The 24,608-nt window shown below is 60.5% G+C and carries 23 protein-coding genes and 1 tRNA gene; 12 read left to right on the top strand and 12 right to left on the bottom strand.

Annotated features, from left to right (window positions below; all coding sequences use genetic code 11):
- Positions 1-56: 56 nt before the first annotated feature.
- Together glp and moaB are read right to left on the bottom strand one after the other, a co-directional pair.
- Entirely contained in the window at positions 57-1,283 is a 1,227-nt protein-coding gene (gene glp / locus CWR53_RS07585; RefSeq protein WP_100851166.1) for a gephyrin-like molybdotransferase Glp, read from the bottom strand.
- On the bottom strand, positions 1,267-1,806 hold the full coding sequence (gene moaB / locus CWR53_RS07580) for a molybdenum cofactor biosynthesis protein B (RefSeq protein WP_100851165.1): 540 nt from the start codon (positions 1,804-1,806) through the stop codon (positions 1,267-1,269). Before moaB ends, glp begins: the two co-directional genes overlap by 17 nt.
- Positions 1,807-1,989: 183 nt before the next feature.
- On the opposite strand from moaB, the gene CWR53_RS07575 reads away from it, so the two are divergent.
- Together CWR53_RS07575 and CWR53_RS07570 are read left to right on the top strand one after the other, a co-directional pair.
- Positions 1,990-2,211 (top strand): YgdI/YgdR family lipoprotein, encoded by a 222-nt coding sequence (locus CWR53_RS07575; protein WP_023534255.1) that lies wholly within the window; start codon positions 1,990-1,992, stop codon positions 2,209-2,211.
- Between the two features lie 81 nt (positions 2,212-2,292).
- Positions 2,293-2,369 (top strand) — tRNA-Pro (locus tag CWR53_RS07570).
- A gap of 87 nt (positions 2,370-2,456) precedes the next feature.
- Here the strand turns inward: CWR53_RS07570 and CWR53_RS07565 are convergent.
- Complete coding sequence (locus CWR53_RS07565) at positions 2,457-4,217, bottom strand: ABC transporter transmembrane domain-containing protein (protein ID WP_100851164.1); 1,761 nt, start codon at positions 4,215-4,217, stop codon at positions 2,457-2,459.
- A gap of 214 nt (positions 4,218-4,431) precedes the next feature.
- Here CWR53_RS07565 and CWR53_RS22935 point away from each other — a divergent pair, with 214 nt between their 5' ends.
- On the top strand, positions 4,432-4,605 hold the full coding sequence (locus CWR53_RS22935) for a PA1571 family protein (protein WP_165919263.1): 174 nt from the start codon (positions 4,432-4,434) through the stop codon (positions 4,603-4,605).
- A 74-nt stretch (positions 4,606-4,679) separates the two neighbouring features.
- Here CWR53_RS22935 and pdxB read toward each other — a convergent pair whose 3' ends face one another.
- The 4 genes from pdxB to rlmM form a co-directional block, all read right to left on the bottom strand.
- Complete coding sequence (gene pdxB, locus CWR53_RS07560; protein WP_100851163.1) at positions 4,680-5,822, bottom strand: 4-phosphoerythronate dehydrogenase PdxB; 1,143 nt, start codon at positions 5,820-5,822, stop codon at positions 4,680-4,682.
- A 60-nt stretch (positions 5,823-5,882) separates the two neighbouring features.
- Entirely contained in the window at positions 5,883-6,125 is a 243-nt protein-coding gene (tusA, locus tag CWR53_RS07555) for a sulfurtransferase TusA (protein WP_058605718.1), read from the bottom strand.
- Positions 6,126-6,358: 233 nt separating this feature from the next.
- Complete coding sequence (locus CWR53_RS22930; RefSeq protein WP_181405503.1) at positions 6,359-6,793, bottom strand: hypothetical protein; 435 nt, start codon at positions 6,791-6,793, stop codon at positions 6,359-6,361.
- A gap of 758 nt (positions 6,794-7,551) precedes the next feature.
- Positions 7,552-8,616, bottom strand: coding sequence for a 23S rRNA (cytidine(2498)-2'-O)-methyltransferase RlmM (rlmM, locus tag CWR53_RS07540; protein WP_058604539.1), 1,065 nt, complete (start codon positions 8,614-8,616; stop codon positions 7,552-7,554).
- A 226-nt stretch (positions 8,617-8,842) separates the two neighbouring features.
- On the opposite strand from rlmM, the gene acnA reads away from it, so the two are divergent.
- Together acnA and CWR53_RS07530 are read left to right on the top strand one after the other, a co-directional pair.
- Positions 8,843-11,584, top strand: a complete 2,742-nt coding sequence (gene acnA / locus CWR53_RS07535; RefSeq protein ID WP_100851162.1) for an aconitate hydratase AcnA — start codon at positions 8,843-8,845, stop codon at positions 11,582-11,584.
- 238 nt (positions 11,585-11,822) lie between these two features.
- Positions 11,823-13,388, top strand: coding sequence for a PAS domain-containing methyl-accepting chemotaxis protein (locus CWR53_RS07530; RefSeq protein ID WP_058604537.1), 1,566 nt, complete (start codon positions 11,823-11,825; stop codon positions 13,386-13,388).
- A 51-nt stretch (positions 13,389-13,439) separates the two neighbouring features.
- Here CWR53_RS07530 and CWR53_RS07525 read toward each other — a convergent pair whose 3' ends face one another.
- The 5 genes from CWR53_RS07525 to CWR53_RS07505 form a co-directional block, all read right to left on the bottom strand.
- On the bottom strand, positions 13,440-14,321 hold the full coding sequence (locus CWR53_RS07525; protein ID WP_058604536.1) for a pseudouridine synthase: 882 nt from the start codon (positions 14,319-14,321) through the stop codon (positions 13,440-13,442).
- A 52-nt stretch (positions 14,322-14,373) separates the two neighbouring features.
- Positions 14,374-14,682 carry a hypothetical protein gene (locus CWR53_RS07520; RefSeq protein ID WP_058604535.1) on the bottom strand — a complete coding sequence of 103 codons (309 nt, stop codon included), beginning with the start codon at positions 14,680-14,682 and terminating at the stop codon, positions 14,374-14,376.
- A gap of 65 nt (positions 14,683-14,747) precedes the next feature.
- The gene (locus CWR53_RS07515) at positions 14,748-15,179 is read right to left on the bottom strand and encodes a D-Ala-D-Ala carboxypeptidase family metallohydrolase (protein ID WP_058604534.1); all 432 of its coding nucleotides are present in this window, start codon (positions 15,177-15,179) and stop codon (positions 14,748-14,750) included.
- A 109-nt stretch (positions 15,180-15,288) separates the two neighbouring features.
- The gene (locus CWR53_RS07510) at positions 15,289-15,537 is read right to left on the bottom strand and encodes a glutaredoxin family protein (protein ID WP_058604533.1); all 249 of its coding nucleotides are present in this window, start codon (positions 15,535-15,537) and stop codon (positions 15,289-15,291) included.
- A gap of 72 nt (positions 15,538-15,609) precedes the next feature.
- Positions 15,610-16,818: an ammonium transporter gene (locus CWR53_RS07505; RefSeq protein ID WP_058604532.1), complete on the bottom strand. Its 1,209-nt coding sequence runs from the start codon at positions 16,816-16,818 to the stop codon at positions 15,610-15,612.
- A 307-nt stretch (positions 16,819-17,125) separates the two neighbouring features.
- On the opposite strand from CWR53_RS07505, the gene CWR53_RS07500 reads away from it, so the two are divergent.
- The 7 genes from CWR53_RS07500 to CWR53_RS07470 all read left to right on the top strand — a co-directional run bounded on the left by CWR53_RS07500 (position 17,126) and on the right by CWR53_RS07470 (position 24,505).
- Positions 17,126-17,440, top strand: coding sequence for a YqjD family protein (locus CWR53_RS07500; RefSeq protein ID WP_058604531.1), 315 nt, complete (start codon positions 17,126-17,128; stop codon positions 17,438-17,440).
- Positions 17,441-17,449: 9 nt separating this feature from the next.
- Complete coding sequence (locus tag CWR53_RS07495) at positions 17,450-17,824, top strand: phage holin family protein (protein ID WP_100851161.1); 375 nt, start codon at positions 17,450-17,452, stop codon at positions 17,822-17,824.
- A complete protein-coding gene (locus CWR53_RS07490) occupies positions 17,821-18,153 on the top strand; it encodes a hypothetical protein (RefSeq protein ID WP_027916551.1) in 333 nt (110 codons plus the stop codon). Before CWR53_RS07495 ends, CWR53_RS07490 begins: the two co-directional genes overlap by 4 nt.
- A gap of 91 nt (positions 18,154-18,244) precedes the next feature.
- Complete coding sequence (locus CWR53_RS07485) at positions 18,245-19,576, top strand: deoxyguanosinetriphosphate triphosphohydrolase (RefSeq protein ID WP_058604529.1); 1,332 nt, start codon at positions 18,245-18,247, stop codon at positions 19,574-19,576.
- A gap of 279 nt (positions 19,577-19,855) precedes the next feature.
- The gene (locus tag CWR53_RS07480; RefSeq protein WP_058604528.1) at positions 19,856-20,473 is read left to right on the top strand and encodes a response regulator transcription factor; all 618 of its coding nucleotides are present in this window, start codon (positions 19,856-19,858) and stop codon (positions 20,471-20,473) included.
- Positions 20,474-20,480: 7 nt separating this feature from the next.
- Positions 20,481-24,119, top strand: coding sequence for an ATP-binding protein (locus CWR53_RS07475; RefSeq protein WP_100851160.1), 3,639 nt, complete (start codon positions 20,481-20,483; stop codon positions 24,117-24,119).
- 41 nt (positions 24,120-24,160) lie between these two features.
- Entirely contained in the window at positions 24,161-24,505 is a 345-nt protein-coding gene (locus tag CWR53_RS07470) for a YggL family protein (protein ID WP_023533709.1), read from the top strand.
- The last annotated feature ends 103 nt before the right edge of the window (positions 24,506-24,608 follow it).

The following is a 24,608-nucleotide window of genomic DNA, read 5'->3' as shown; positions in this document are numbered from 1 at the left end:
CAAATATTGCGGCGCAGGGCTCGCGCACTGGAGCGAGCCTGCGCCGCTGGCGTGCGTCAACCGAGTAGGTCACTGAAGGGAATGAAGGGTACGAGGTCACCTTGACCAGGCGTAGTGCCCTCCTGCACCTCGACCAGCCCATCGGCCCACACTGCGCTGCGCAACACGCCAGAGCTCTGGTTAGGGTAAAGGCACACCTTGCCCTGCTCGATGCGCGCACGCAGGTACTCACGGCGTGACCCAGCTTTGGGCCAATCGAAACCGGCGGGCAGGCACACGCGCAGCGGGGCGACGTCGATCACACCCTGACGGCGCAACAAGTAGGGGCGCGCCAGCAGGCCGAAGGTCACCAGGGTAGAGGCCGGGTTACCGGGCAGGCCGATCACCGGCACGCCCTGGAAGTGTCCGAAGGTCAACGGTTTGCCGGGTTTGATCGCCAGTTTCCACAAGGCCAGCTCACCGGCCTCGCGCAGGGCCGCGCCCAGATAATCGGCCTCGCCCACCGAGACGCCACCTGTCGAGAGGATCAGGTCCACCCCTTGCAACTGAGCCAGGCTCGCGCGGGTACGGGCCAAGTCATCAGGCAGGATACCGGCGTCGGTGACGTCGCATCCCAGGCGCTGCAACCAACTCACCAGCAAGCGACGATTGCTGTTGTAGATTTGCCCAGGCCCCAGCGGCAGCCCTGGCTCGACCAGTTCATCCCCGGTAGACAGCACTGCCACCCGCACCCTGCGTACCACATCGAGCTGACCATGACCCAGGGTGGCGGCCAAGCCCAACTCGATTGGCCCAAGACGCGTGCCGGCGTCGAGCACCTGCTCACCCTTGCGGGTTTCCTGTCCTTGCGGGCGAATGTTCTGCAGCGCCTTGAGGGGGTGCAGGAACTGCACATGGCCATTGGCATGAACCTGGGTATTTTCCTGCATCTCCACGCAGTCGGCGCCTTCGGGAACCGGTGCACCCGTGAAGATCCGCGCACAGGTGCCAGGCTGCAGTGGGCCAGGTGCGTGGCCGGCAAAGATTCTCTGGCTGACCGGCAGCGGCGCCCCCTGCCAGTCGGCCCGGCGCAGGGCATAGCCGTCCATTGCGCTGTTGGGCCAAGGCGGCAGATCGAGCGAAGCCACCAGAGCACTGGCCAGCACTCGGCCTTGTGCCTCGGCCAACGCCACGCGCTCGGTGTCGCGAATCGGCGCGGCATCTGCCAAGGCCAGCAATTGCTCGAGGGCCTGTTCCACCGGCATCAGTGGCCTGGGCTGCACGGCCTCAGCCACGGCTTTCACAGGCCGCCGCCTGCTTCAGATGGGCGACGAAATTGCAGGGACGGTGCCGTGCATCGAGCTGTTCGGCCAGGATACCGTCCCAACCGGTGCGCACCGCATTGGTCGAGCCGGGCAGGCAACACACCAGGGTACCGTTGGCCAACCCTGCCAGTGCCCGCGATTGCACGGTCGAGGTACCGATATCCGCCACGGAGATCTGCCTGAACAGCTCGCCAAAGCCGTCGACCTGCTTGTCGAGCAGGCAAATAACCGCCTCGGGCGTACTGTCACGTCCGGTAAAACCGGTACCGCCAGTAATGAGCACCACCTGCACGGTGTCATCGGCGATCCAGGTCGCGACCTGGGCACGGATCTTGTAGAGATCATCCTTGAGCAGTGCGCGTTGGGCGAGCCGGTGGCCCGCCGCTGTCAGCCGGTCTACGAAGACCTGGCCCGATGTATCGTTGTCGAACGTGCGGGTGTCGCTGACCGTGAGCACGGCGATATTGAGAGGAACGAACGGGGTGTCTGCCGAGGCTTTCATAGGTATCGGTCACTGGTGATGGCAATGACGGCAGTTATATCACAGGGCACCCCCGCCGGCGTGGGGTGCGCTGTCTTCACTGGATCGCGCCGAGCGAATGCCGTTATGCTGCACGCGCAAGGAACTTGCACTAACGTCCCGCGTCTTAACAGTCATCTTGCACCATCGCACTGGAGAAACACGATGATCAAACGGACCCTTCCCGCCTTTATGCTCGCCCTGGGCCTGGCTGCCCTGGCCGGTTGCTCGACCCCAACTGTCATCACCTTGAACGACGGTCGCGAAATCCAGGCGGTGGACAAGCCGTCCTATGATGAAGATTCCGGCTTCTACGAGTTCGAGCAGCTCGATGGCAAGCGCATGCGTCTGAATAAAGACCAGATTCGCACCGTCAAAGAACTCTGATAGCCCATCCGAGTTGGCCAAAGCTTCGTTCTTTTACAAGGACTTGCGGGCAAATTTCGGATGCAGTAGGATTTTGTTCATCGGAGTGTAGCGCAGCCAGGTAGCGCGTCTCGTTCGGGACGAGAAGGCCGCAGGTTCGAATCCTGTCTCTCCGACCAAGTCCTTCAAAAAACCCGCCTTGTGCGGGTTTTTTGTTGTTCACGACTCAGGCTCATACCTGCATCGCGCACCAGCCGGCCAGCCTTTCAAGCGGACGTAAATTGCAGCGCTGCCAGCCGTGCATACAACGGGCTGGCTTCAATCAGCTCACTGTGGGTCCCAGTGGCGACCACTTTGCCTTGGTCGACCACGGCAATGCGGTCGGCGTGTTGTACCGTGGCCAAACGGTGCGCGATCACCACCGTTGTCCGCCCCGCCATCAGGCGCGGCAAAGCTTGCTGGATCAGGTGCTCACTGTGAGCGTCGAGCGCGCTGGTCGCCTCGTCAAGCAGCAGGATCGGGGCATCCACCAGCAACGCACGGGCAATCGCCAACCGTTGGCGCTGCCCACCGGATAAACCCACCCCGCCCTCCCCCAGGCAAGTCTGGTAGCCCTGCGGCAACTGGCGTATGAACCCGTCGGCATGGGCTGCGCGCGCGGCTGCTTCGATGTCGGCCAGGCAAGCGCCAGGGCGTCCGTAGGCAATGTTGTCCGCCACCGTACCTCGAAACAGTGCCGGTTGCTGTGCGACCCATGCAAACTGCTGGCGAAGGTGGTCGGGGTCGAGTTGGTCGATGGGGTGGTCATCGAGCAGAATCTGCCCGTGCTGAGGGTCATAGAAGCGCAGAAGCAGGTCGAACAGGGTGGATTTACCCGCACCGGAGGGACCGACCAATGCAAGCGTCTGGCCTGCCTGGATGGCCAGGCTCAGGTTATCGATAGCCTTGTGCTCGGGTCGCGAGGGATAGGCAAACACCACGCGCTGCAACGTCAGGCAGCCCCGTGCACGGCCTCCCGCCAGCCGCCGCGCACTGGATGGCGCCAGAATCTGGCTTTGCGCTGCCAGTAATTCGGCTATGCGCTCTGCTGCTCCAGCAGCACGCTGGAGCTCGCCAATCACCTCGCTGAGTGTGCCGAACGCACTGCCCACTACCAGGCTGTAGAACACGAACGCCGCCAACTCACCCCCCGACATACGCCCGGCGATAACGTCCAGGCCGCCGACCCACAGCATTGCGCCGATAGCGCCTAGCACCAGCACAATCACCACGGTAATCAGCCAGGCCCGCTGCGCAATGCGCTGGCGGGCCACTGCAAATGCCGACTCCACCGTCTCGGCGAACAGTGCCTGGTCGTGGGCTTGATGAGTGTAGGCCTGCACGGTCTTGATCTGGCCCAGGGTTTCGGCCACATAGCTACCCACATCTGCCACCCGGTCCTGGCTCTGGCGGGAGAGGCTGCGCACACGACGACCGAACAGCAGGATCGGGGCCAGCACCACCGGCAATGCCACGACCACGATGCTGGTCAGTTTCGGGTTGGTGATGAACAGCAAGACCACACCCCCCACCACCATCAGCGCATTACGCAGGCACATGGACAGGGACGAGCCAATCACCGATTGCAGCAACGTGGTGTCGGCCGTCAACCGAGACTGTATTTCCGAGCTGCGGTTGTCTTCGAAAAAACCCGGATGAAGCTCGAGCAGATGGTCAAAAACGGCGCGACGAATGTCCGCCACGCACCGCTCACCTATCCAGGAGACGAGGTAGAACCGGCTGAAGGTCCCTACCGCCAGGGCCAGCACCAGCAGCAGGAAGAGGCCAAGGGTCTGGTTGAGCTGATGGACGGAACCGGTCATGAACCCCTGATCCACCAGCAGGCGGATGCCTTGTCCCATGGACAGGGTAATGCCGGCAGTCACCACCAGTGCCAGCAAGGCCAGCACCAGGCGCCGCCGATATGGGCGAAGAAAATGCCAACCGAGGCGCAAAGCGCGGCTGGGGCGCGGAGTTGTAGAGGCCATGGATCTGCTCTCGAAGGCGGAACATGCAGCCTACCATTCATGCCGCAGCACGGAACTGTCTGGCGCGGCTATAGCCTATTGTTCTAACCGCGCTCTGGCACTTGTTCGCCATCTCTGGTGGACTATGGCCCAGCCTCAGGTTGCGCCGCACCCGCGTCGAAGATCTGCCAGGCGCAAGGTTGATACCAGACGTCATCTGAAGAGGAGACCCTGCATGAGCTTGCACCATGACCGCGAACACCACACGCCCCGTCACGCACCGTCCCCCCAGGCAAGCGGCGCGCTGATCGACGCCCAAGGGCGGGAGGTACCGATCACCGAGCAGATGATCCAGCAGGCCTGCAAGGCCTTGGAAGAAAGCCGGGTCGAGCGCTCGCAGAAAAACTGATCACCTTATTCCTGACCCGGCGCAAGCGCCGGGTTTTTTATGCGTGCTGCTTTGCCCTGGGGCAACCCCGAGCGTCAGACCCTTTTTGCTCCGATAGCGTCAATCAGCTGCGCAAGCTGGGGCGAGTTACCACGGATGCGCACGGATAGCCCTTCGATTTCACGGCGTGGCGGATAGTGTTTGCGCAATAGGTCGAAAGCCGCACGTTGCTGCTGCGCGTCTTCGCTCAGGCTGCGGCGCAAATCGGCATCATCGCGGCGCGGATCGTAGACGGCGCGGCATAGCATGGCCAGTGCCCATTGCAGATCGGCCTCGGCGTCCAATTCAATCTGCGCGACTGGCGGGCGCGGCAACAGGTCGGCCAGTTGAATGCGCTCCTCCACGCCCAGGTGTTGACACAACGCGCGATAGATCTGGGCGGTGCCACGCTGACGGCCATCGAGGCTATAGCCGGCGATGTGGGGGGTGGCGACGGTACACAGGTCGGCCAACCGCAGATCGACCTGGGGCTCGCCTTCCCACACGTCCAGCACCGCGTGCAGGTCATCGCGCTGCTGCAGGAGCGTGCGCAATGCGCCATTATCCACCACTGCCCCTCGACTGGCGTTGATCAGCCAGGCGCCGGGGCGCAGTTTCGCCAGTTCTGTAGGGCCTAGCAGGTGCCAGGTCGGGTACTGGCCACCGCGTTCGAGGGGTGTGTGCAGGCTGATGACATCGCAGGCTTGCAGCAGGGTATCGAGCTCGACGTAGTCACCGCCTTCGGCGGCCTGGCGCAATGGATCGCAGACCATCACCTTCCACCCCAGGGCGCGTAGCACGCCCACCAGCCGCCCACCTACTTCGCCTGCACCCACCACGCCGTAGACGCGCTCGGGCAGTGATGCACCCTCAAGGTCAGCGAGGGTCAGCAGGCTGCCCAGCACATAGTCCACCACACCCCGGGCGTTGCAACCGGGTGCACTGCTCCAGCGGACACCCGCTTGTTCGAAGTAGTCGAGGTCGAGGTGATCGGTGCCGATGGTGCAGGTACCCACGAACCGCACGCGACTGCCTTCTAGCAGTTGCCGATCGACCTTGGTCACGGAGCGGACCAGCAGAATGTCGGCCTCCCGGACGCTGGCGGCGTCGAGGCTACGCCCAGGATAACGACGAATCTCGCCAAACCCTCGGAAGAAGGCATCGAGCAAAGGGATGTTTTCGTCGGCAACTATCAGCATGGCGCTCTCCTGTCTGGGGAACGCAGTGTAGGCTCAACGCGGAGCGTGTTCCAGAGCGGCTCAGTCAGCTTTCTTGCGGATCCAGTAGAGGAAGGTGCCGGCGGCTTCCTGTTGTTCCAGCAGTTGGTGGCCCAGGAAGGTACAGAACTTGGGGATGTCGCGTTGGGTCGAGGGGTCGGTGGCGATGACTTTCAGCAGGCCGCCGGCGGCGAGGGCGCGCACGTGTTGGTGCAGCATCATCACTGGCTCTGGGCAGTTGAGGCCGGTGGCGTCGAGGGTGGCATCGGGGGTGAGGTCGGTCATGAAGGGCTCCGCAAATGATGGGTATTGTGGCGCATTCCAGGGATGCGGGCCAAGTGGGGCTGTTGGGGGACCCGCTGGGTCAGGGGCGCCGGACCGGCAAGACCGCCTCTACCCGGCATCTGTTGGCTTTTAAGTGCGGTGCAAGGCAAATTTCCCCATACAAATGAGACAGGTTGCCAATCTCTATAAGATGCAAGTTGTGTGGCATTGCTAGTTCATACCACCCTTTCTTTTCAAAATACATAACCATGACATTCCAGCTCGTGGTATCGGCCAGTATAAGATGCTCGATGCCTGTTGCTGTTGCTGTTGCTCTTGCTGTTGCTGTTGCTGTTGCTCTTGCTGTTGCTCTTGCTGTTGCTCTTGCTGTTGCTCTTGCTGTTGCTGTTGCTCTTGCTGTTGCTCTTGCTGTTGCTCTTGCTGTTGCTCTTGCTGTTGCTCTTGCTGTTGCTCTTGCTGTTGCTGTTGCTGTTGCTGTTGCTGTTGCTGTTGCTGTTGCTGTTGCTGTTGCTGTTGCTGTTGCTGTTGCTGTTGCTGTTGCTGTTGCTGTTGCTGTTGCTGTTGATCTTGATCTTGATCTTGATCTTGATCTTGACCTTGACCTTGATCTTGATCTTCGCGACTTCAGGAGGCCGAACGCAGGTCTTGCGGAGGGAGGTGACAGGCATGGATGCCTGTCAAGCGCTGGGCCCCAGGATGGGGCCTACAGCGCGGTCCTCCCGGGAGCAAGACCGGAGTGAGGGAACCCCGAAGCGCAGCGTAGGGGCCGTATGAATGGAGCACAGCGTTTTTTGGTTACTTTTTGTCGCGTTTGACAAAAAGTGACTCGCCGTAATGGCGAAAAGGTGATTAAGCGTCGCTATCGCAAATGGACTATGCTCTCTTTCAACACCCACACCCACACCCAACACTAAAACTTCAAACTTCAAACTTCAAACTTCAAACTTCAGACTTCAGACTTCAAACTTCAAAGCGTGGGCGCATACAGCAAGTTGGTATTCGTTGGCGCGGGTGGCGCACAGTCACCTTTCCGCCCTTACGGCGGCTCACTTTTTGTCTTGTCAAAAAGTAAGCAAAAACCGCCTGCTCCTATCATCCGGCCCCTACGCTACGCTCCGGGGTTCCCTCGCTCCGGGCTTGCTCCCGGGAGGACCGCGCTGCAGGCCCCATCCTGGGGCCCAGCGCTTGACAGGCATCCATGCCTGTCACCTCCCTCCGCAAGCCCTGCGCTCGGCCTCCTGAAGTCGCGATCTGCGGCGCCTGAGCTACCGTGCGCTTAGAAGCAAAAGCCAAAGCAACGGCAACGGCAACGGCAACGGCAACGGCAACGGCAACGGCGACGGATCGATTTGGCCTGATTTCGAGCATCGCGGCCGATTCAGCGCAAAGCAGTACAGGCCACGCCTGGCTCGGCCTCGTTAGACCCTCACCGCCCCTTCAAATCAACCCGCCGCAAATGACACGTCACTTCTTCACGATCGTGATACAGCTGCTTGCACGCAATCAGCACCCTCACCTTCCGGGCCTTGAATGTCGCCTCCATGCGATCGAGCAACCGCCGCACCTCAGCATAGCGCTGCTTCATCGGCAGCTTCAGGTTCACCACCGCCTCGCGGCACAGCCCTTCCCCTAACCACGTCTCGATCAAGGCCGTCGTGCGCGCCGGTTTCTCGACGATGTCGCACACCATCCAATCCACCGGGTGCCTGGGCTGCCAGGTAAAGCCATCGGCCATCAAATGCTGGACAAGCCCCGTGTCCATCAGGCTCTCGGCCATCGGACCATTGTCGATGGCCGTCACCAGCATGCCCCGCCGTACCAGCTGATACGTCCACCCACCCGGTGAGGCCCCCAGGTCGACACCGGTCATGTCATCGCCCAGCCGCTGCTCCCACTGCTCGCGTGGGATGAACTGATGCCAGGCCTCCTCCAGCTTCAAGGTCGAGCGACTGGGCGCTTCACGCGGGAATTTCAAGCGGGGAATGCCCATCGGCCATAAAGCACTGTTGTCAGCAAAAGCCTGCCCGACAAACACCCGGCGGCCACTGATGAACGTCAACAGCAGTCGTGGGCGATTCGGGTCAGCCACCAGGCGACCGGCCTTCTCCAACGCCTTGCGCAATGGTGCGTCGAACTTGCGGCAGAACGTCGACAGTTCCTTGCCCTCGTTGCTGTCGAGCACCTCCAGCCACAGGCTGCCGAACACCGGCTGGTCGGCAAGGTGCGCCAATAACACGCTGATACGATCGCTCTCGGGCAACTCGATGAACGCGCCACGCGCCCACTGCCTTGGGAAAATCAGCTGGTTGAACCGCACCGCCTGCATCAAGCGCTCGGCACCGCCTTGCTCGCTGCAGACGAACTCGGCGCTGGCGCTGCCAGGCTTGCCTTTGGCATAGCCGGCAATCCCCAGGCGGGCGGCATGTTCACTGATTTCGGCGCACACCTCACCCTCGAAGCCGGGCCGGCAATGCATGAACAGGGTTTCCATCTCTCACTCCACGACGGCTGGCGCGACACAGGCGCCGGCAGGGCGGCGATGATAAAGGAAGATCGGAACCTGGGACATGCCCCGCTGGTCCAGAAAAGGGTCAGGTCAGGCAAACAGGACTAACCTGACCATTCAGTCGGACCCGTGCCGTGCGGGCCTGTACACAGCGGTGCCACCGGCAGCCCTTCGAGACGTTGCCGGGGCACCGGCTCAGAAGGAGTTGGCAATGCCCTCGCTCGATAGCCTGAATACCCTCACGTCGCTCGATGTCGGTGACAAGACCTATCACTACTTCAGCCTTCCGACAGCTGCTCGGCAGCTCGGGGACCTGCAGCAATTGCCCATGTCGCTCAAGGTGCTGCTGGAAAACCTGCTGCGCTGGGAGGACGGCAAGACCGTTACCGGCGAAGACTTGCAGGCACTGGCCCAGTGGCTCGTTGAAAAGCGCTCGGACCGCGAAATCCAGTACCGCCCCGCGCGGGTGCTGATGCAAGACTTCACCGGCGTGCCAGCCGTGGTGGACCTCGCCGCCATGCGCGCGGCCATGGCCAAGGCTGGCGGCGATCCCCAGCGCATCAACCCGCTCTCGCCTGTGGACCTGGTGATCGACCACTCCGTGATGGTCGATCGATACGGGACACCGCAGGCCTTTGGCGAGAACGTCGACATCGAAATGCAACGCAACGGCGAGCGCTATGCGTTCCTGCGTTGGGGCCAGAGTGCCTTCGACAACTTCAGTGTGGTACCGCCTGGCACTGGCATTTGCCACCAGGTGAACCTCGAATACCTGGGGCGTACCGTGTGGACCCGCGAAGCCGACGGCCGCACCTATGCCTTCCCGGACACGCTGGTCGGCACCGACTCCCACACCACCATGATCAACGGCCTGGGCGTGCTGGGCTGGGGCGTGGGCGGCATCGAGGCGGAGGCCGCCATGCTTGGCCAGCCTGTGTCGATGCTGATCCCACAGGTCATCGGCTTCAAGCTCACGGGCAAGCTGCGCGAAGGCATTACGGCCACCGATCTTGTGCTGACGGTCACCCAGATGCTGCGCAAGAAAGGCGTAGTAGGTAAGTTCGTGGAGTTCTATGGCGACGGTCTGGCCGAGCTGCCCTTGGCTGACCGCGCCACCATTGCCAACATGGCTCCGGAGTACGGCGCGACCTGTGGCTTCTTCCCCGTCGATCAAGTGACGCTGGATTACCTGCGCCTGTCGGGTCGACCTGAAGCAACCGTGCAACTGGTCGAGGCCTACTGCAAGGCTCAGGGGTTGTGGCGCCTGCCTGGGCAGGAGCCCATCTTCAGCGACACGCTGGCGCTGGACATGAATGAGGTTGAGTCCAGCCTGGCCGGCCCCAAACGTCCGCAAGACCGGGTTGCCCTAGCCCAGGTCAAGCAGGCGTTCGAACAGTTCATCGAGCTGCAACCCAAACCTGCCGCCAAGGAAGTCGGCAGGCTTGAGAGCGAGGGCGGGGGTGGCGTTGCCGTGGGCAATGCCGATCAGGCGGGCGAAGCCGACTACAGTCACCAAGGCCAGACCCACACCCTGCGCGACGGCGCCGTGGTCATTGCGGCCATCACCTCCTGCACCAACACCTCCAACCCCAGTGTAATGATGGCGGCCGGGCTTGTGGCCAAGAAAGCCCTCGAGAAAGGTTTGCAGCGCAAGCCATGGGTGAAAAGCTCGCTGGCACCGGGGTCCAAGGTGGTCACCGAATACTTCGAGGCGGCCGGTCTCACACCCTACCTTGATGAGCTCGGGTTTGATCTGGTCGGTTATGGCTGCACTACCTGCATCGGCAACTCAGGTCCCTTGGACGAGCCTATCGAAAACGCCATCAGCAGCGCCGACCTGACCGTCGCCTCGGTGTTGTCTGGCAACCGTAATTTCGAAGGGCGCGTGCATCCACTGGTCAAGACAAACTGGCTCGCCTCACCGCCTCTGGTCGTGGCTTATGCACTGGCTGGTAGCGTGAAACTCGACCTGACCCAGGATCCATTGGGCACCGACAAGCACGGGCAGCCGGTCTATCTGAAGGACATATGGCCTAGCCAGCAAGAAGTCGCCGAGGCTGTGGCCAAGGTAAGCACGGCCATGTTCCACAACGAATATGCCGAAGTGTTCGCGGGCGACGAGCAGTGGCAGGCTATCGAAGTGCCAGAGGCTGCCACGTATGTATGGCAAGAGGACTCGACCTACATTCAGCATCCCCCTTTCTTCGAAGGTATCGAAGGACCTGCGCCTCGGATCACCGATATCCACAACGCCCGCATCCTGGCGTTGCTGGGCGACTCGGTCACAACGGACCACATCTCTCCGGCCGGCAATATCAAGGCCGATAGCCCTGCGGGTCGTTATTTGCGCGAGAAGGGTGTGGAGCCTCGCGATTTCAATTCCTATGGGTCACGGCGCGGCAACCATGAAGTCATGATGCGCGGTACGTTCGCCAATATTCGCATCCGCAACGAGATGCTTGCAGGCGAAGAAGGCGGCAATACCGTGCATGTGCCAAGCGGCGAGAAACTCTCGATCTACGACGCCGCCATGCGCTACCAAGAGCAAGGCACGCCCCTGGTGGTGATCGCCGGCCAGGAATACGGCACAGGCTCCAGCCGCGACTGGGCTGCCAAGGGCACGAATTTGCTTGGCGTAAAGGCAGTGCTGGCCGAAAGCTTCGAGCGTATTCACCGCTCCAATCTGGTTGGCATGGGCGTACTGCCGTTGCAGTTCAAGGCAGGCCAGGACCGTAAACAACTCGGCCTGACGGGTAGAGAGCAGATTGATATCACTGGCCTGGAGGGGGCTGCCATTGTGCCGGGCATGAGCCTGGCACTGACCATCCTCCGCGAAGATGGCACGAAGGAGCAGATCGACGTGCTCTGCCGGATCGACACCCTCAATGAAGTGGAGTACTTCAAGGCGGGTGGGATCCTGCACTACGTGCTGCGTCAGTTGATCGCCGCGTAGGCCCCGCGCGGGTGCCAGTCTGTGCGCAGGCTGGCACCCTCCTTCTTCCAATCTGCCCTTGCTAGCCTCCCCTCCACCAAAGTACCTATCAAGATCGCAGTGGGAACCGACCGCGAACAAATGCCAGTAGCCCACCCGTATCTACCATGCACTGCCATGGGTCAATTCCTGGAAATATTCCCTCAATAAAGCGCGCACCGTGCCGATACCAGTCCAAAGCCCTGCGGACATCCTAGCCATGCGCAACAACCAGCCCATTACCCAGAGAGAACGGACTTTCCCTGCCAAGCAGCGGTTGATTTCCACCACCAATGCCAAAGGCGTGATCACTTACTGCAACGATGCCTTCATCGAAATCAGTGGTTTCACCCGCGATGAATTGATGGGCGCAGCGCACAACCTGGTGCGTCATCCTGATGTGCCGCCTGCCGTGTTTGCTCACATGTGGCAGACCCTCAAGCAGGGGCTGCCCTGGATGGGCATCGTCAAAAACCGTTGCAAGTCGGGTGACCACTACTGGGTCAATGCGTACGTCACACCGATTTTCGACAACAATCAGGTCGTCGGCTTCGAGTCAGTGCGCGTCAAGCCCACTGCCGAGCAAATTCGCCGGGCCGAGGCCCTGTACCAGCGTATCAACCAAGGCAAGCCTGCTGTGCCGCGCCGTGATCGTTGGTTACCCGTGTTGCAGGACTGGTTGCCATTCATCCTGATCAGCCAGATAGGCTTCCTCATCGGCAACTGGCTCGGACACTCATGGGGTTTTGCCTTGGCGGCAGCGTTGTCGGTCCCCCTGGGCCTGCTCGGCCTGACCTGGCAACAACGTGGGCTCAAGCGCTTGTTGCGCCTGGCCGAACAGACCACGTCCGATCCACTGATTGCGCAGATGTATACCGACAGCCGTGGCGTGCAGGCGCGCCTGGAAATGGCCATGCTCAGCCAGGATGCCCGGATGAAGACCTGCCTGACACGGTTGCAGGACAGCGCCGAGCACCTGAGCGATCAGGCGCGTCAGTCAGACGAGCTGGCGCATATGAGTTCATCAGGCCTGGAGCGCCAGCGTGTGGAAACCGAACAGGTCGCTGCCGCAGTGAACCAGATGGCCGCCACCACCCAGGAGGTGGCCAACCATGTACAACGCACCGCCGATGCGACCCAGCAGGCTAATCGCTTGACAGGCCAGGGCCGTCAAATTGCCGGTGAAACCCGGGCAGCCATCGAACGCTTGTCAGCCGCAGTTGGAGAAACTGGCCAGACCGTGACGCAATTGGCCAAGGACAGCGACGAGATCGGCGGTGTGGTCGATGTCATCAAGGGCATTGCCGACCAGACCAACTTGCTGGCGTTGAACGCCGCCATCGAAGCGGCACGGGCAGGCGAAATGGGCCGGGGCTTCGCCGTGGTTGCCGACGAAGTGCGGCAGCTGGCCCAGCGCACGGCCGAATCGACCGGGCAGATTCACGGCCTGATCGCCAAGCTCCAGCAAACTGCCAGCAACGCCGTGACGACCATGGAAAGTGGGCACCGCCAGGCCCAGGAAGGTGTCGATCGGGTCATGCAGGCTGACGAGGCGCTAGTGGGCATCAGTGAAGCCGTGGCGAACATCACCGACATGGCCACGCAAATTGCCGCTGCGACAGAGGAGCAGACTGCGGTGGCCGACGAGATCAGCCGTAACATCAGCACTATTGCCGACCTGGCCGACCAAACTGCCGAGCAGGCACAGCACTCGGCAGTGCTGAGTGAGGCCCTCAACAGCACGGCCGGTAGCCAATATTCACTGGTGGAGCGGTTCAACCGCTAGATCGGATAGCCCGCGCGGGGTCGGCATCGTCGACCCTTCGCATGATCAACGCTACCAGTCAAGCCGCAGACGGGTTTCGAAATGACGGGCCTGCCCGGTCAACGGATCATCGAAACTCAGGCTTTGCGCCAGCAACTTCAGCGGCCGTTGATAGTCATCCTCTACATCAAGCAATGCCGGGTAGAACGGGTCGTTACTGATGCCTGCCCCTAAAGCAGCCATGTGCACCCGCAGCTGATGCGTCTTGCCCGTGACAGGCGAGAGCTCATACCGCCACTGCTCCTTGTTCTTTTCCAATACGCGGGCGTGCGTCTCACTGTTGGCCGGCCCTTGCACCTCATGCATGCGAAAGAACGGCTCCCCGTGTTCCAGGCGGCTGCGGTGTACCAGTGGGAAGGTATGTTGCCCAAGCGCTGCAGCAATGGCCTGATAGCGTTTTTCGATCCGCCGCTCTGGAAACAAGCGCTGGTAAGCGCTGCGTGACTCAGGGTTGGCCGAGAACAGCACCAGCCCCGCCGTGTGCCGATCGATGCGGTGCAGGGGCACCAGGTGCGGATTGTCCAGCCGATGGATGAGACGGCGCAGCAAGGTCTGCTCCACGTACTCACCCCCTGGGGTGACCGGCAGAAAATGGGGTTTGTCAGCTACCACCAGGTGTTCGTCCACATGCAATATCGCTTCCTGCACGGGAATCACTCGCTCGTTCGGCACTTCGCGAAAATAGTGCAGACGCAGACCGCGCTTGTAGGGATGACCGGCCGAAATAGCCTGGCCGTCCGCGCTCAGCACCCGTCCCCGGGCAAAACGGTCCACCCACTGGCTACGGTCAATGGCCTTGAAGTGATCGCACAAGCAATCGAGCACCGTAGCCCATTGACCAGGAGGCAGACATACCGTGCTGGCTTGCAGTCGGGCGGGGTCGAATGGAGTCATCGTCGGGCTCGGAACCTGGCTTGGCGGCGTATTATCCTTCAAGCCCCGCCGATCAGCCAGCCTGGGCCAGCGACTCGCTGCGCGCCTTGAGCCAGCGCAGCACCTGGACGGGCTCCCAGCGGCTGGGGTCGTACAGCGCATACACCAGCCCTTCATAACCCACCACATCCAGCCCCCGGTGGTAGCCAGCCCGCTGGAACAGCGCCTCCACCTCTGCAAAGCAGGTGTTGAAGTGCACCTTGCCGAAAGGCGTGCGGTCGTCGGTGACCAGGCCTTCAAGCCGAAGCTCCAGGACAGCATCGGCCACCCTGTCGATGGGCATCCGATTGACGCTGTACTTCAATTGCTCGACGTTGAGCATGGGCTCACCTTGATACTGTATTTATGTACAGCATACGAACATCCTTCCGTTGCCGTCAATCCGTCTCATACCAGACCCGCGAGGTAACCGCCTCCCTTGCGCAGGGTGAGCACCTGTCGGCGTGGAACGCCAGGGGTTACAGACAGGTGCACCCAGCGGTCGAATTCCAGTATGAGCTGATCGAACGCGATCGGGCTTGTGCTGATACGGTGCACCGTTTCCCTGGGAGAACGCTCGATGATCGTGAAGTCAGCGGCGAGCCCCTGCATGTGCTGGCTGTTGGAGGCGCCGCCGAGCAACCGGTTGACTTGCTCGCTGCGGTATCCGCTGCTGATGATGATCGGCGCGTTCCATAGGGCACGCACCTGTTCAAGGGTTTCGCACAGCAGACGAAGATTGTCGATGATCAGTTGGGAAGGCGTGTTATCAACACTGTTCCGGGCCGCGACCTGGGAGACGGTCATTTCGTTGAGAGTGAAATGTGGGGTGAGCAACATGACGTTCAGATCCGATAACAGAAGGCGGAGTCGACACTCAGGCTGCGCCCAGTGCCTGAATCGGATCATCGTATTGATGTTTCTGCAGTGGAGCAGGGTCAAAGCTCCACTAGGGGTTTGGGTGCCTCAAAAAGGCCGCTACTTGTTCGGCATCGAAAGGCCAAAGCAATTCCGCCGCATTGTCGCGACGTCTCAGCACGGGGATTGCAAGGCCATAACGCTCGAACAGCGCATCGCTTTCGGCAATGTCGACCAGTTCGACGAGCAATCCATGATCGACAAAAGGCATCAGTATGGCCTCAGCCACCTCGCACAAATGACAACCCAAGGTGCCGAACAGCTGGCATTCAGGCAACATGGCACATATCCTCACTCAGTTGCACAGGCCGTTATACTATGCCGTCCTACTGACGTCTGCATCTGTTGAGTATCAGTCCTGGCTCGTAGCGCCTATCCGGTGCAAGGACAAATCTGCCCCCTCAAACTCTTGTTCGTGACTGAGCCGCAAGCCAAGTACCTTGCGGATCACGCCATAGACGGCCAGGCCACCCAGCAGCGCCACGGCTGCACCGGCCAGGCTTCCCAGCAGTTGGCTGTAAACGCTGACCCCACCCAGCCCCCCCATCCAGACCTGCCCAAAAATACCGCAGGCGACACCGCCCCATACCCCACACAACCCATGCAGGGGCCACACACCCAGAACATCATCGATCTTCCAACGGTTCTGCGCGGCGGTGAATGCCCACACGAACAGAACTCCGGCCACCAGACCCGTAGCCAGCGCGCCCACGGGATGCATGATGTCGGAGCCTGCGCAAATGGCGACCAGCCCTGCCAGCGGGCCGTTGTGCAGGAACCCTGGGTCGTTGCGACCCACCAGCAGCGCGGCCAGCGTGCCGCCAACCATGGCCATTAATGAATTTATAGCGACCAGGCCGCTGATGCCCTGCAAGGTTTGCGCACTCATCACGTTGAAGCCGAACCAGCCGATGATCAGTATCCACGAGCCCAAGGCCAGAAACGGGATGCTCGAGGGCGCGAACGCGACCAATCGCCCTTCACGGTAGCGCCCGCGTCTGGGGCCCAGCAGCACAACCGCAGCCAGCGCCAGCCAGCCGCCCATGGCATGTACCACCACCGAGCCGGCAAAATCATGGAACGGCGCACCAACATGCACCTGTAACCACGCTTGGACGCCAAAGTTGCCATTCCACACTATCCCCTCGAAAAAGGGATACACCAGTGCCACGATCAATGCCGTGGCGCACAGTTGCGGTGCAAAGCGCGCTCGCTCCGCAATCCCGCCAGAGATGATCGCCGGTATGGCAGCTGCGAACGTCAGGAGGAAAAAGCACTTGACCAAGGCGTAGCCATTATCGGCCGCCAGGGTTGCGGCAGGCTGGAAAAACGCAACCCCGTAGGCCACCCAATAGCCGACGAAGAAATAGGCGATCGCCGACACGGCGAAATCGCTCAGAATCTTGGACAGGGCGTTGACCTGATTCTTGTAGCGTACGGTGCCGACCTCAAGAAACGCGAAGCCGGCATGCATGGCGAGCACCAGAATGGCGCCTACCAGGATGAACAACGTATTTGAACCGTTTACCTGAGACTGAATCGCGCTTGAAGTCATATCCATGAAGCAGCAGCACCTTTCGGCGGCACCAACAATGCTCAGTCGACCCCCATGCTGCACCGCTTCGGTGCCTGGCAAGGCTGTTATGGGCACTTGCCACGAATGGACGGGAGCCCAATCTGGCAGTCTGGGCAATTTGGGTTAATGTTTAGGCGTGGCGGGTGGCACGCGCTCCGAAGCAGCGCAGCGTGTTGAGAGGGCGCCCTGCAACGATGCATAAACCAAGCAAAGCCTGTACCAGTGTGCTGACTTGAACCTTCCAGTAGCCACGTCACTCGAAGTACCAACATCAACCGACAGGGAGAGACACATGGCCAGCAATTCGGCAAAGCATGCACAAGATGTACTGATGGCTGACTTCCAGGCACTGGTCCGCGACACGGAGAAGCTGCTGGCCGATACCGCCAACCTGGCAGGTGACCAGGCGCAAGTGCTGCGCGAACAGATGCACGAGCGCCTGGCGCAGGCACGCGAGGCGCTGGAAGTCACCCAGGAATCATTGCGCGAACGCAGCCAGGAGGCACTGGGCAGCGCCGAGCAGTATGTCCAGGAAAAACCCTGGCATGCCATTGGTATCGCCGCCGGCGTTGGCCTGTTCATCGGCCTGCTGGCGAACCGTCGTTAAGGGGTTTTCATGGACAATGACGCCATCGGCACCGGTGCCACCGGCAAGCGGCTCGGTGCAGCTGTTCTTGGGCTGCTGCACAGCCATATAGAACTGTTCGGCATCGAACTGCAGGAGCAGAAAGGACGAACCCTGCGCCTGTTGCTGTTCGCAGGCCTGGCACTGGTTTTCGCGCTGCTGCTGTTGACAGCGCTTTCCGGGTTGGTGCTTGTTCTGCTCTGGGACACTTATCGCCTGGCCGGCATAATTGGTCTGTGCGTGTTCTATGGACTGGCAGCGCTGTACTGTGGCCTGCGCCTGAAAGGCGCGGTGTTCGACGAGTCCTCGCCCTTCCACTCCACGCTTGAGGAACTGGCCAAAGATCGGGAGCGCCTTCTGCCATGAACCTGCCTGACTTGCCCAATACACGTAATCCGCGTGAACTGCGCAAAGCGCTGCTGCGCCTGCGCATGGAAATGCACCGCCAGGAAATCCGCCATGAAACCGGCCAATTGCTCGAGCCTGTGCGGCGCATACGCGGCATGGGGAGCTCGCTCCATGCCGGGCTTGGCATCAAGCATGCACCCTTGTGGGGCATAGGGGCGGTAGTGGCCATGGGCTTTTTGACAGGCAAGGGCGTTCGAAGTGGTGGTCTTCCCCGCCTTGTCCGCCTAGGTGCCAGCCTGATTCCCTTGGTCAAGCTTTTCATGCAGAGCAACCGTCGCCGCCGGTGATCCTCACCTCACGCCGTGTCTGTGGTTGATCGCGGACAAGAACCACTGACACGGCGTATGCTTCGCTGCAACCCCTTCTGGAGACTGCGCCTTGGATTGGCATACCCTGCTCACCCGCGAACGCTTGGGCAAAGCTCAGTACAGTGCTGAAGAATTGGGACGCAGCCCGTTTCACAAAGACCATGACCGCATTATTTTCTCCGGCGCATTTCGTCGCCTGGGGCGCAAGACGCAAGTTCATCCTGTCACCAGCAACGATCACATTCACACGCGCCTGACGCACTCGCTGGAGGTGAGTTGCGTAGGCCGCTCCCTTGGCATGCGCGTTGGGGAAACCCTGCGTACAAGCTTGCCTGACTGGTGTGAACCGAGTGACTTGGGCATGGTGGTGCAGTCGGCCTGCCTTGCCCATGACATCGGTAATCCCCCCTTCGGACACTCCGGTGAAGATGCCATCCGTCATTGGTTTCAGCAGGCCGCCAATCGTGGTTGGCTGGACGACATGCGCGACGATGAACGTGCCGACTTCCTCAATTTCGAGGGCAATGCGCAAGGCTTTCGGGTACTGACGCAGCTGGAATACCACCAGTTCGATGGGGGCACCCGCTTGACCTATGCCACCCTCGGAACCTACCTCAAGTACCCCTGGAGCGCGCGTCATGCCGATGCCTTGGGCTACAAAAAGCACAAGTTCGGGAGTTACCAGAGCGAATTGCCGCTGTTGGAACAGATTGCAGCTCGCCTGGGCCTGCCCCAAGTAGACGATCAGCGCTGGGCACGCCATCCCCTGGTGTATTTGATGGAGGCTGCCGATGACATCTGCTATGGCCTGATCGACCTGGAAGATGGCCTGGAAATGGAGCTTCTGCAGTACGCTGAAGTTGAAGCGCTGTTGCTCGATCTGGTAGGCAGCGACCTGCCGGAAACCTACAGGCAGCTCGGTCCAAGTGACTCGAGGCGCCGCAAGTTGGCGATCCTGCGCGGCAAGGCTATCGAACACCTGACCAATGCGGCGGCGCAGGCCTTCGTGGAACAGCAGGAAGCACTGCTCGCCGGCCATTTGACCGGTGATCTTGTCGAGCACATGCACGGCCCCGCTAAACGTTGCGTACTGCATGCCAAGGCGATGGCGCGAAACAAGATTTTTCAGGACAAGCGCAAGACGCTTCACGAGATCGGTGCCTACACCACGCTGGAAATCCTGTTGAACACCTTCTGTGGCGCCGCACTGGAGCAACATGGGGGGCGCACGCCCTCGTTCAAAAGCCGTAGGGTATTGGACCTGCTAGGCAACAATGCCCCCGACCCCCATGGTTCGCTTTATCAGGCTTTTCTGCGCATGATCGATTTCATAGCCGGTATGACCGACAGCTACGCAAGCGAAATGGCACGGGAGATGACAGGGCGCTCCGGCTCTGCATGAAGATGCGCAGAAAATCTGTCGGTCTGCGCTTTCAAACGGTTGAATCAGGAAAGACTTACATCCAATTCAACCAACCTTGGATACCGAGTTCAAACCATAAACATCAGCTAACAAACAAGGTTTGACTTTGGTTGTTGATGCAACCGTACGTAAGTAGTTTTTGTTAAATTTGTAGGCCATTTCCTATATACGGTTATTGAGCCGCCCCCGCATTACTTGCCGCTTTCAACTGGGTTAAGGTGCCAACTGTCACCCTCATTGATAGCAGGGAAGTAGAACATGTACTCCATATTCATCGTCGACGACCATCCGGTAATCCGGCTGGCAGTGCGCATGCTTCTGGAAAATCAGAATTACAAAATCGCTGGCGAATCGGACAATGGCGTGGATGCCATGCAGATGATTCGCGAAACCAATCCAGACCTGATCATCCTGGACATCAGCATCCCCAAGCTCGATGGCCTGGAAGTACTGGCACGGTTTCAGTCAATGGCAATGTCACAGAAAATCCTTGTGCTGACCGCGCAGTCGCCAGCGCTGTTCGCAGTGCGCTGCATGCAATCAGGGGCAGCGGGCTATGTCTGCAAGCAAGAAGACCTGAGCGAACTACTCAGCGCGGTCAAGGCGGTTTTGGCTGGGTATAACTACTTTCCCAGCCAGGCGATGCAGACTCATGCACCTGTTGACAACGACCTGCAACTTCTAAGTACCGTCAATGATCGGGAATTGATGGTTCTTCAACTTTTCGCACAAGGGCGAACCAACAAGGAGATTGCAAAAGGCATGTTTCTAAGCAGCAAGACGGTCAGTACCTACAAGAAACGCCTCATGCACAAACTCGAAGCCAGCACGTTGGTCGATCTGATCGACATGGCTAAGCGCAACGCACTGGTCTGAGGGCTTCATGGCACGTTTTATCGCCCTCCTGCTCCTGGTCGCCACACTGCCAGGCAACCTGGCGAACGCCGGGCAGCAAGGCGCGTCCCAGCTGTCCCTGGTCGCTCGCTCCACCGCACGGCCCGCCATGCCTGCGATCACCCCTGAACAACAGCAATGGCTGAATGCTCGCCACGAACTGGTGGTCGGCACCTCTGCCCCGGATTATCCACCTTTTGACATCAGCAGTGGGGGGCGCGACTATCAAGGCCTTACCGCAGAGTACGCCAGCCTGCTTGGCAAGGCGCTTGACCTGCCGGTACGCGTGCTGCGCTATCCAAGCCGCCAGGCGGCGCTGCAGGCGCTCAAACAAGGCGACATCGATCTGCTGGGCAGCGCCAACGGCTATGACGCCAAATATGAAGGCGTGGTGCTGTCGCACGCCTACGCCATCGATCAACCCGTGCTGGTCACGCGAGAGGACGAACATCGGGCGCTGGACACTGGCCTGGCAGGCATGCGCCTTGGCATGCTGTATCACTACCTGCCGAGGAAAGAAGTACTCAGTGTCTATCCCGATGCCAAGGTCCTGGCCTTCGGATCATCCAGCGAAGCCTTGAATGCGGTGGCGTTCGGCCAGGCCGATGTCTTCATCGGCGACACGATTTCCACCCACTATCAACTCAACCGCGGGCACCTGCCAAGGCTGCGTATGGCCAGCTTTGGCAACCATGAAGCATTTGGCTTCGGCTTTGCCCTGCGCAAGCAAGACACGGTACTGCTCGCGCTGGTCAATGCTGCGCTCGACAGTCAGTCCCCCGCCCTGCGTTCGAGCATATTCAAACGCTGGAGCGCAGGCAGCGATTTGCTTCTGACCGACCGCAAGCTTCGACTGACGCGTACCGAAGAGCAGTGGTTGCAGCGTCATCCGGTCATGCGTGTCGTTGTCGACGGTACGGCGGCGCCATTGTCTTACTTCGACAAATCGGGCTATTTCCGCGGCATCACCGCCGACCTGCTGGAACTGATCAGCCTGCGTACGGGCTTGCGTTTCGAGGTGCAACGGGCCAGTGGCATCGCGGACATGATTGCCCGGGTCAAGGACGGGCGCGCCGATGTGATCGCTGCACTGGCAAGCGGCAGCATCGACCAGAACGATCTGCAGATCAGTCAGGCATATCTGGACAGCACCTACGTGCTGGTCAATCACAAGGGCAACGCGGCAGCCACTTCGCTGGACGATCTGCGTGGGAAGCGGATCGCAATCACGCGCTACAGCGCCCTGGACACCATGCTCTCGCGCTACCACCCGCAAATTGGCTGGATAGAAACGGAAAGCTCGTACTACTCCATGGCCCTGCTCAACAGCGGAGCAGTGGATGCGGTCATCACCACACTGATCGACGCCAACCACGCCTTGGCCAGCAATCCCGACCTGATCATCCGCACCACAGTGGGCAGCGAACCTGCCAGTTATGCAATGGCCACCAGCACCCCCTCCAAAACCCTCATTTCAATTCTGGACAAGGCACTTTCGAGCATTTCACCTGAAGAGCTGGGGGTAATCAACAACCGCTGGCGAGGCTTCACCCTGTTCGAAGATGCCAAGGGCGAGGGGTTGCGCCGCTTGACGGTATTGGTAGCCCTGGGTGCGGCGGTATTGCTGTTGCTGGCCCTGTTGTGGAATGCCCGCCTGCGTTTGCAGATCCGTCAACGCCAGCAAGCAGAGCGCGCCCTGAACGATCAGGTGGCATTCATGCGCGCATTGCTCAACGGTACGCCACACCCGATGTACGTCCGTGATCGAGAAGGCTGCCTGCAAAGCTGCAACTACAGCTACCTCGAAGCGGTTCAGGCCAGCGCCGAGGAGGTCCTGGGCAAGCAACTGGAGAGCAGCCTGTTTGCCGACTGCGAACAGACCCGACAAATCCAGAACGACTACGCCAAGGTGATGGCGGCTGGTACGCCGTTGATCATGGACCGTCCCTTGCGCATCAAGGCCCGGGAAATCACCATCTACCACTGGATCCTGCCCTACCGGGATTCGTTGGGCGAGGTACAGGGCATCATTGGCGGATGGATCGATATCAGCGACCGTCGCCAGCTGGTCAACGAGTTGCGTCAAGCCAAGCAGCAGGCCGATGACGCCAACCGGGCCAAGAGCACGTTCCTGGCCACCATCAGTCATGAAATCCGCACGCCCATGAACGCGGTCATCGGCATGCTCGAACTCGCCGTCAAGCGCGCCGAGCAGGGCCAGGTCGATCGCGGCGCCCTTCAGCTGGCCCACCATTCGGCCAAGGACCTGCTTGGCTTGATTGGCGATATCCTGGACATCGTGCGCATAGAGTCAGGGCACCTCACGCTGGTCCCTGAAGTGGTCGATCTGGCTGAATTGCTCGAGTCGGTAGGGCGCATATTCGAAGGCCAGGCCAGGCAGAAAGGGTTGGCGCTGGAAGTCATCATCGAGCCCGCGGCACGTTGTCATGTCCTGCTGGACCCCTTGCGTTTCAAGCAAGTGCTTTCCAACCTGGTAAGCAACGCCATCAAGTTCACCGAGCATGGGCAGGTACGCATCCACGCCAAGCTACTACAGAAGGAAGACAGCGCCAGCTCGCTGTTGGACATGGAGGTGCGCGACAGCGGCATCGGTATCCACCCGGACGACATGGAACGCCTGTTCCATCCGTTCGTTCAGGCGAACCCGCACAGTCAGGGCGCACGCGCGGGCACCGGGCTGGGCCTTACCATCTGCCGAACACTGTGCGAAATGATGGGGGCCGACCTCAGTATCAAGAGCCTGGAAGGCCTGGGCACTCAAGTCCGGGTGAAGATGCCGCTGCAACAGGCTGACACTGCAGTGCAATCGGCACCGGTACTGGCTGCCGAGCGCTTGAAGGCACTCGACCCCCACCTCAAGGTGCTGGTGATCGATGATCACCCTGCTAACCTGCAACTGATGGCGCAGCAGCTCGGTTATCTCGGGCTGCAGCATGCGACGGCCGAGGACGGTCGCGAAGGCCTGACGGCATGGCGAGCAGGCGACTTCGATGTGCTGGTGCTCGATTGCAACATGCCCCACATGAACGGCTACCAACTGGCGACTGCGGTGCGTGCCGAAGAGCAGCGAACAGGACGCAGGCGCTGCATGATCCTGGGCTATACCGCCAACGCACAACCCGAGGTACGGCGCAAATGCCTTGACTCGGGCATGGACGATTGCCTGCTCAAGCCCATCAGCCTCAGCACCCTGAGTCAGCACCTTGCAGCAGTGAACATGCAGCGCCGAAAAAAGAACCGACGCAAACCCTATTGCCTGGATGGGCTCAGCGCGGTGGTTGGGCATGACCCGGCTGATCATCTGCGATTCCTCCAGACGCTGCAACAAAGCCTGGAGACAGACTTCACGCTCTTGATGGACCTGAAGCCTGATCAAGATCAACAGGCCATCGCCGCCCAAGCGCATAAAATTCTGAGCGCAGCACGCATGCTGGAAGCGGCAGCGCTGATGCGAGCCTGCGCCGCCCTTGAAAATGAGGACCTCACCCCTGCCCAAGTGCGAGTGCGACGACAAGCCTTGGGCAGGCACATGCGCCGTGTGCACCGAGCGCTGACGCTGGACTTGTCGACAACCACGTGCACGCAGGCGGGCAACCGGGCGTGTTAACTGATAGACTGCGCGGCGTTATTACCTAAGAGGATTGTTTCATGGCCACAAACCGCTCCCGTCGTCTGCGCAAGAAGCTGTGTGTCGACGAGTTTCAGGAATTGGGCTTCGAGCTGAACCTGGAATTCAAAGAGGATCTGGATGACCAGGCAATCGATGCATTCCTCGACGCGTTCCTTGCCGAAGCCATGGATGCCAACGGCCTCGACTATGTCGGCGGTGACGATTACGGCCTGGTGTGCTCGGTCAAGCGTGGCTCGGTCACCGAAGAGCAGCGCGCTGCCGTCGAAAGCTGGCTCAAAGGCCGCAGCGAACTGACCAAGGTCGAAGTCAGCCCACTGCTCGACGCCTGGTACCCGGAAAAGCCGATCAACAAGGCGGAGTAATCTCTGTCGGGTTCGTTCGCAGAAGGCCACCCCCAGGGGTGGCCTTTTTACTTTCGGGTCTGCGCACAAGCCGCAGTGCAGAACACACTCACCGTAGCGGTCC

The organism is Pseudomonas sp. SGAir0191, from assembly GCF_002812565.2.
Lineage (GTDB): Bacteria > Pseudomonadota > Gammaproteobacteria > Pseudomonadales > Pseudomonadaceae > Aquipseudomonas > Aquipseudomonas parafulva_B.
This window is presented reverse-complemented; position numbering and strand designations above follow the sequence as displayed.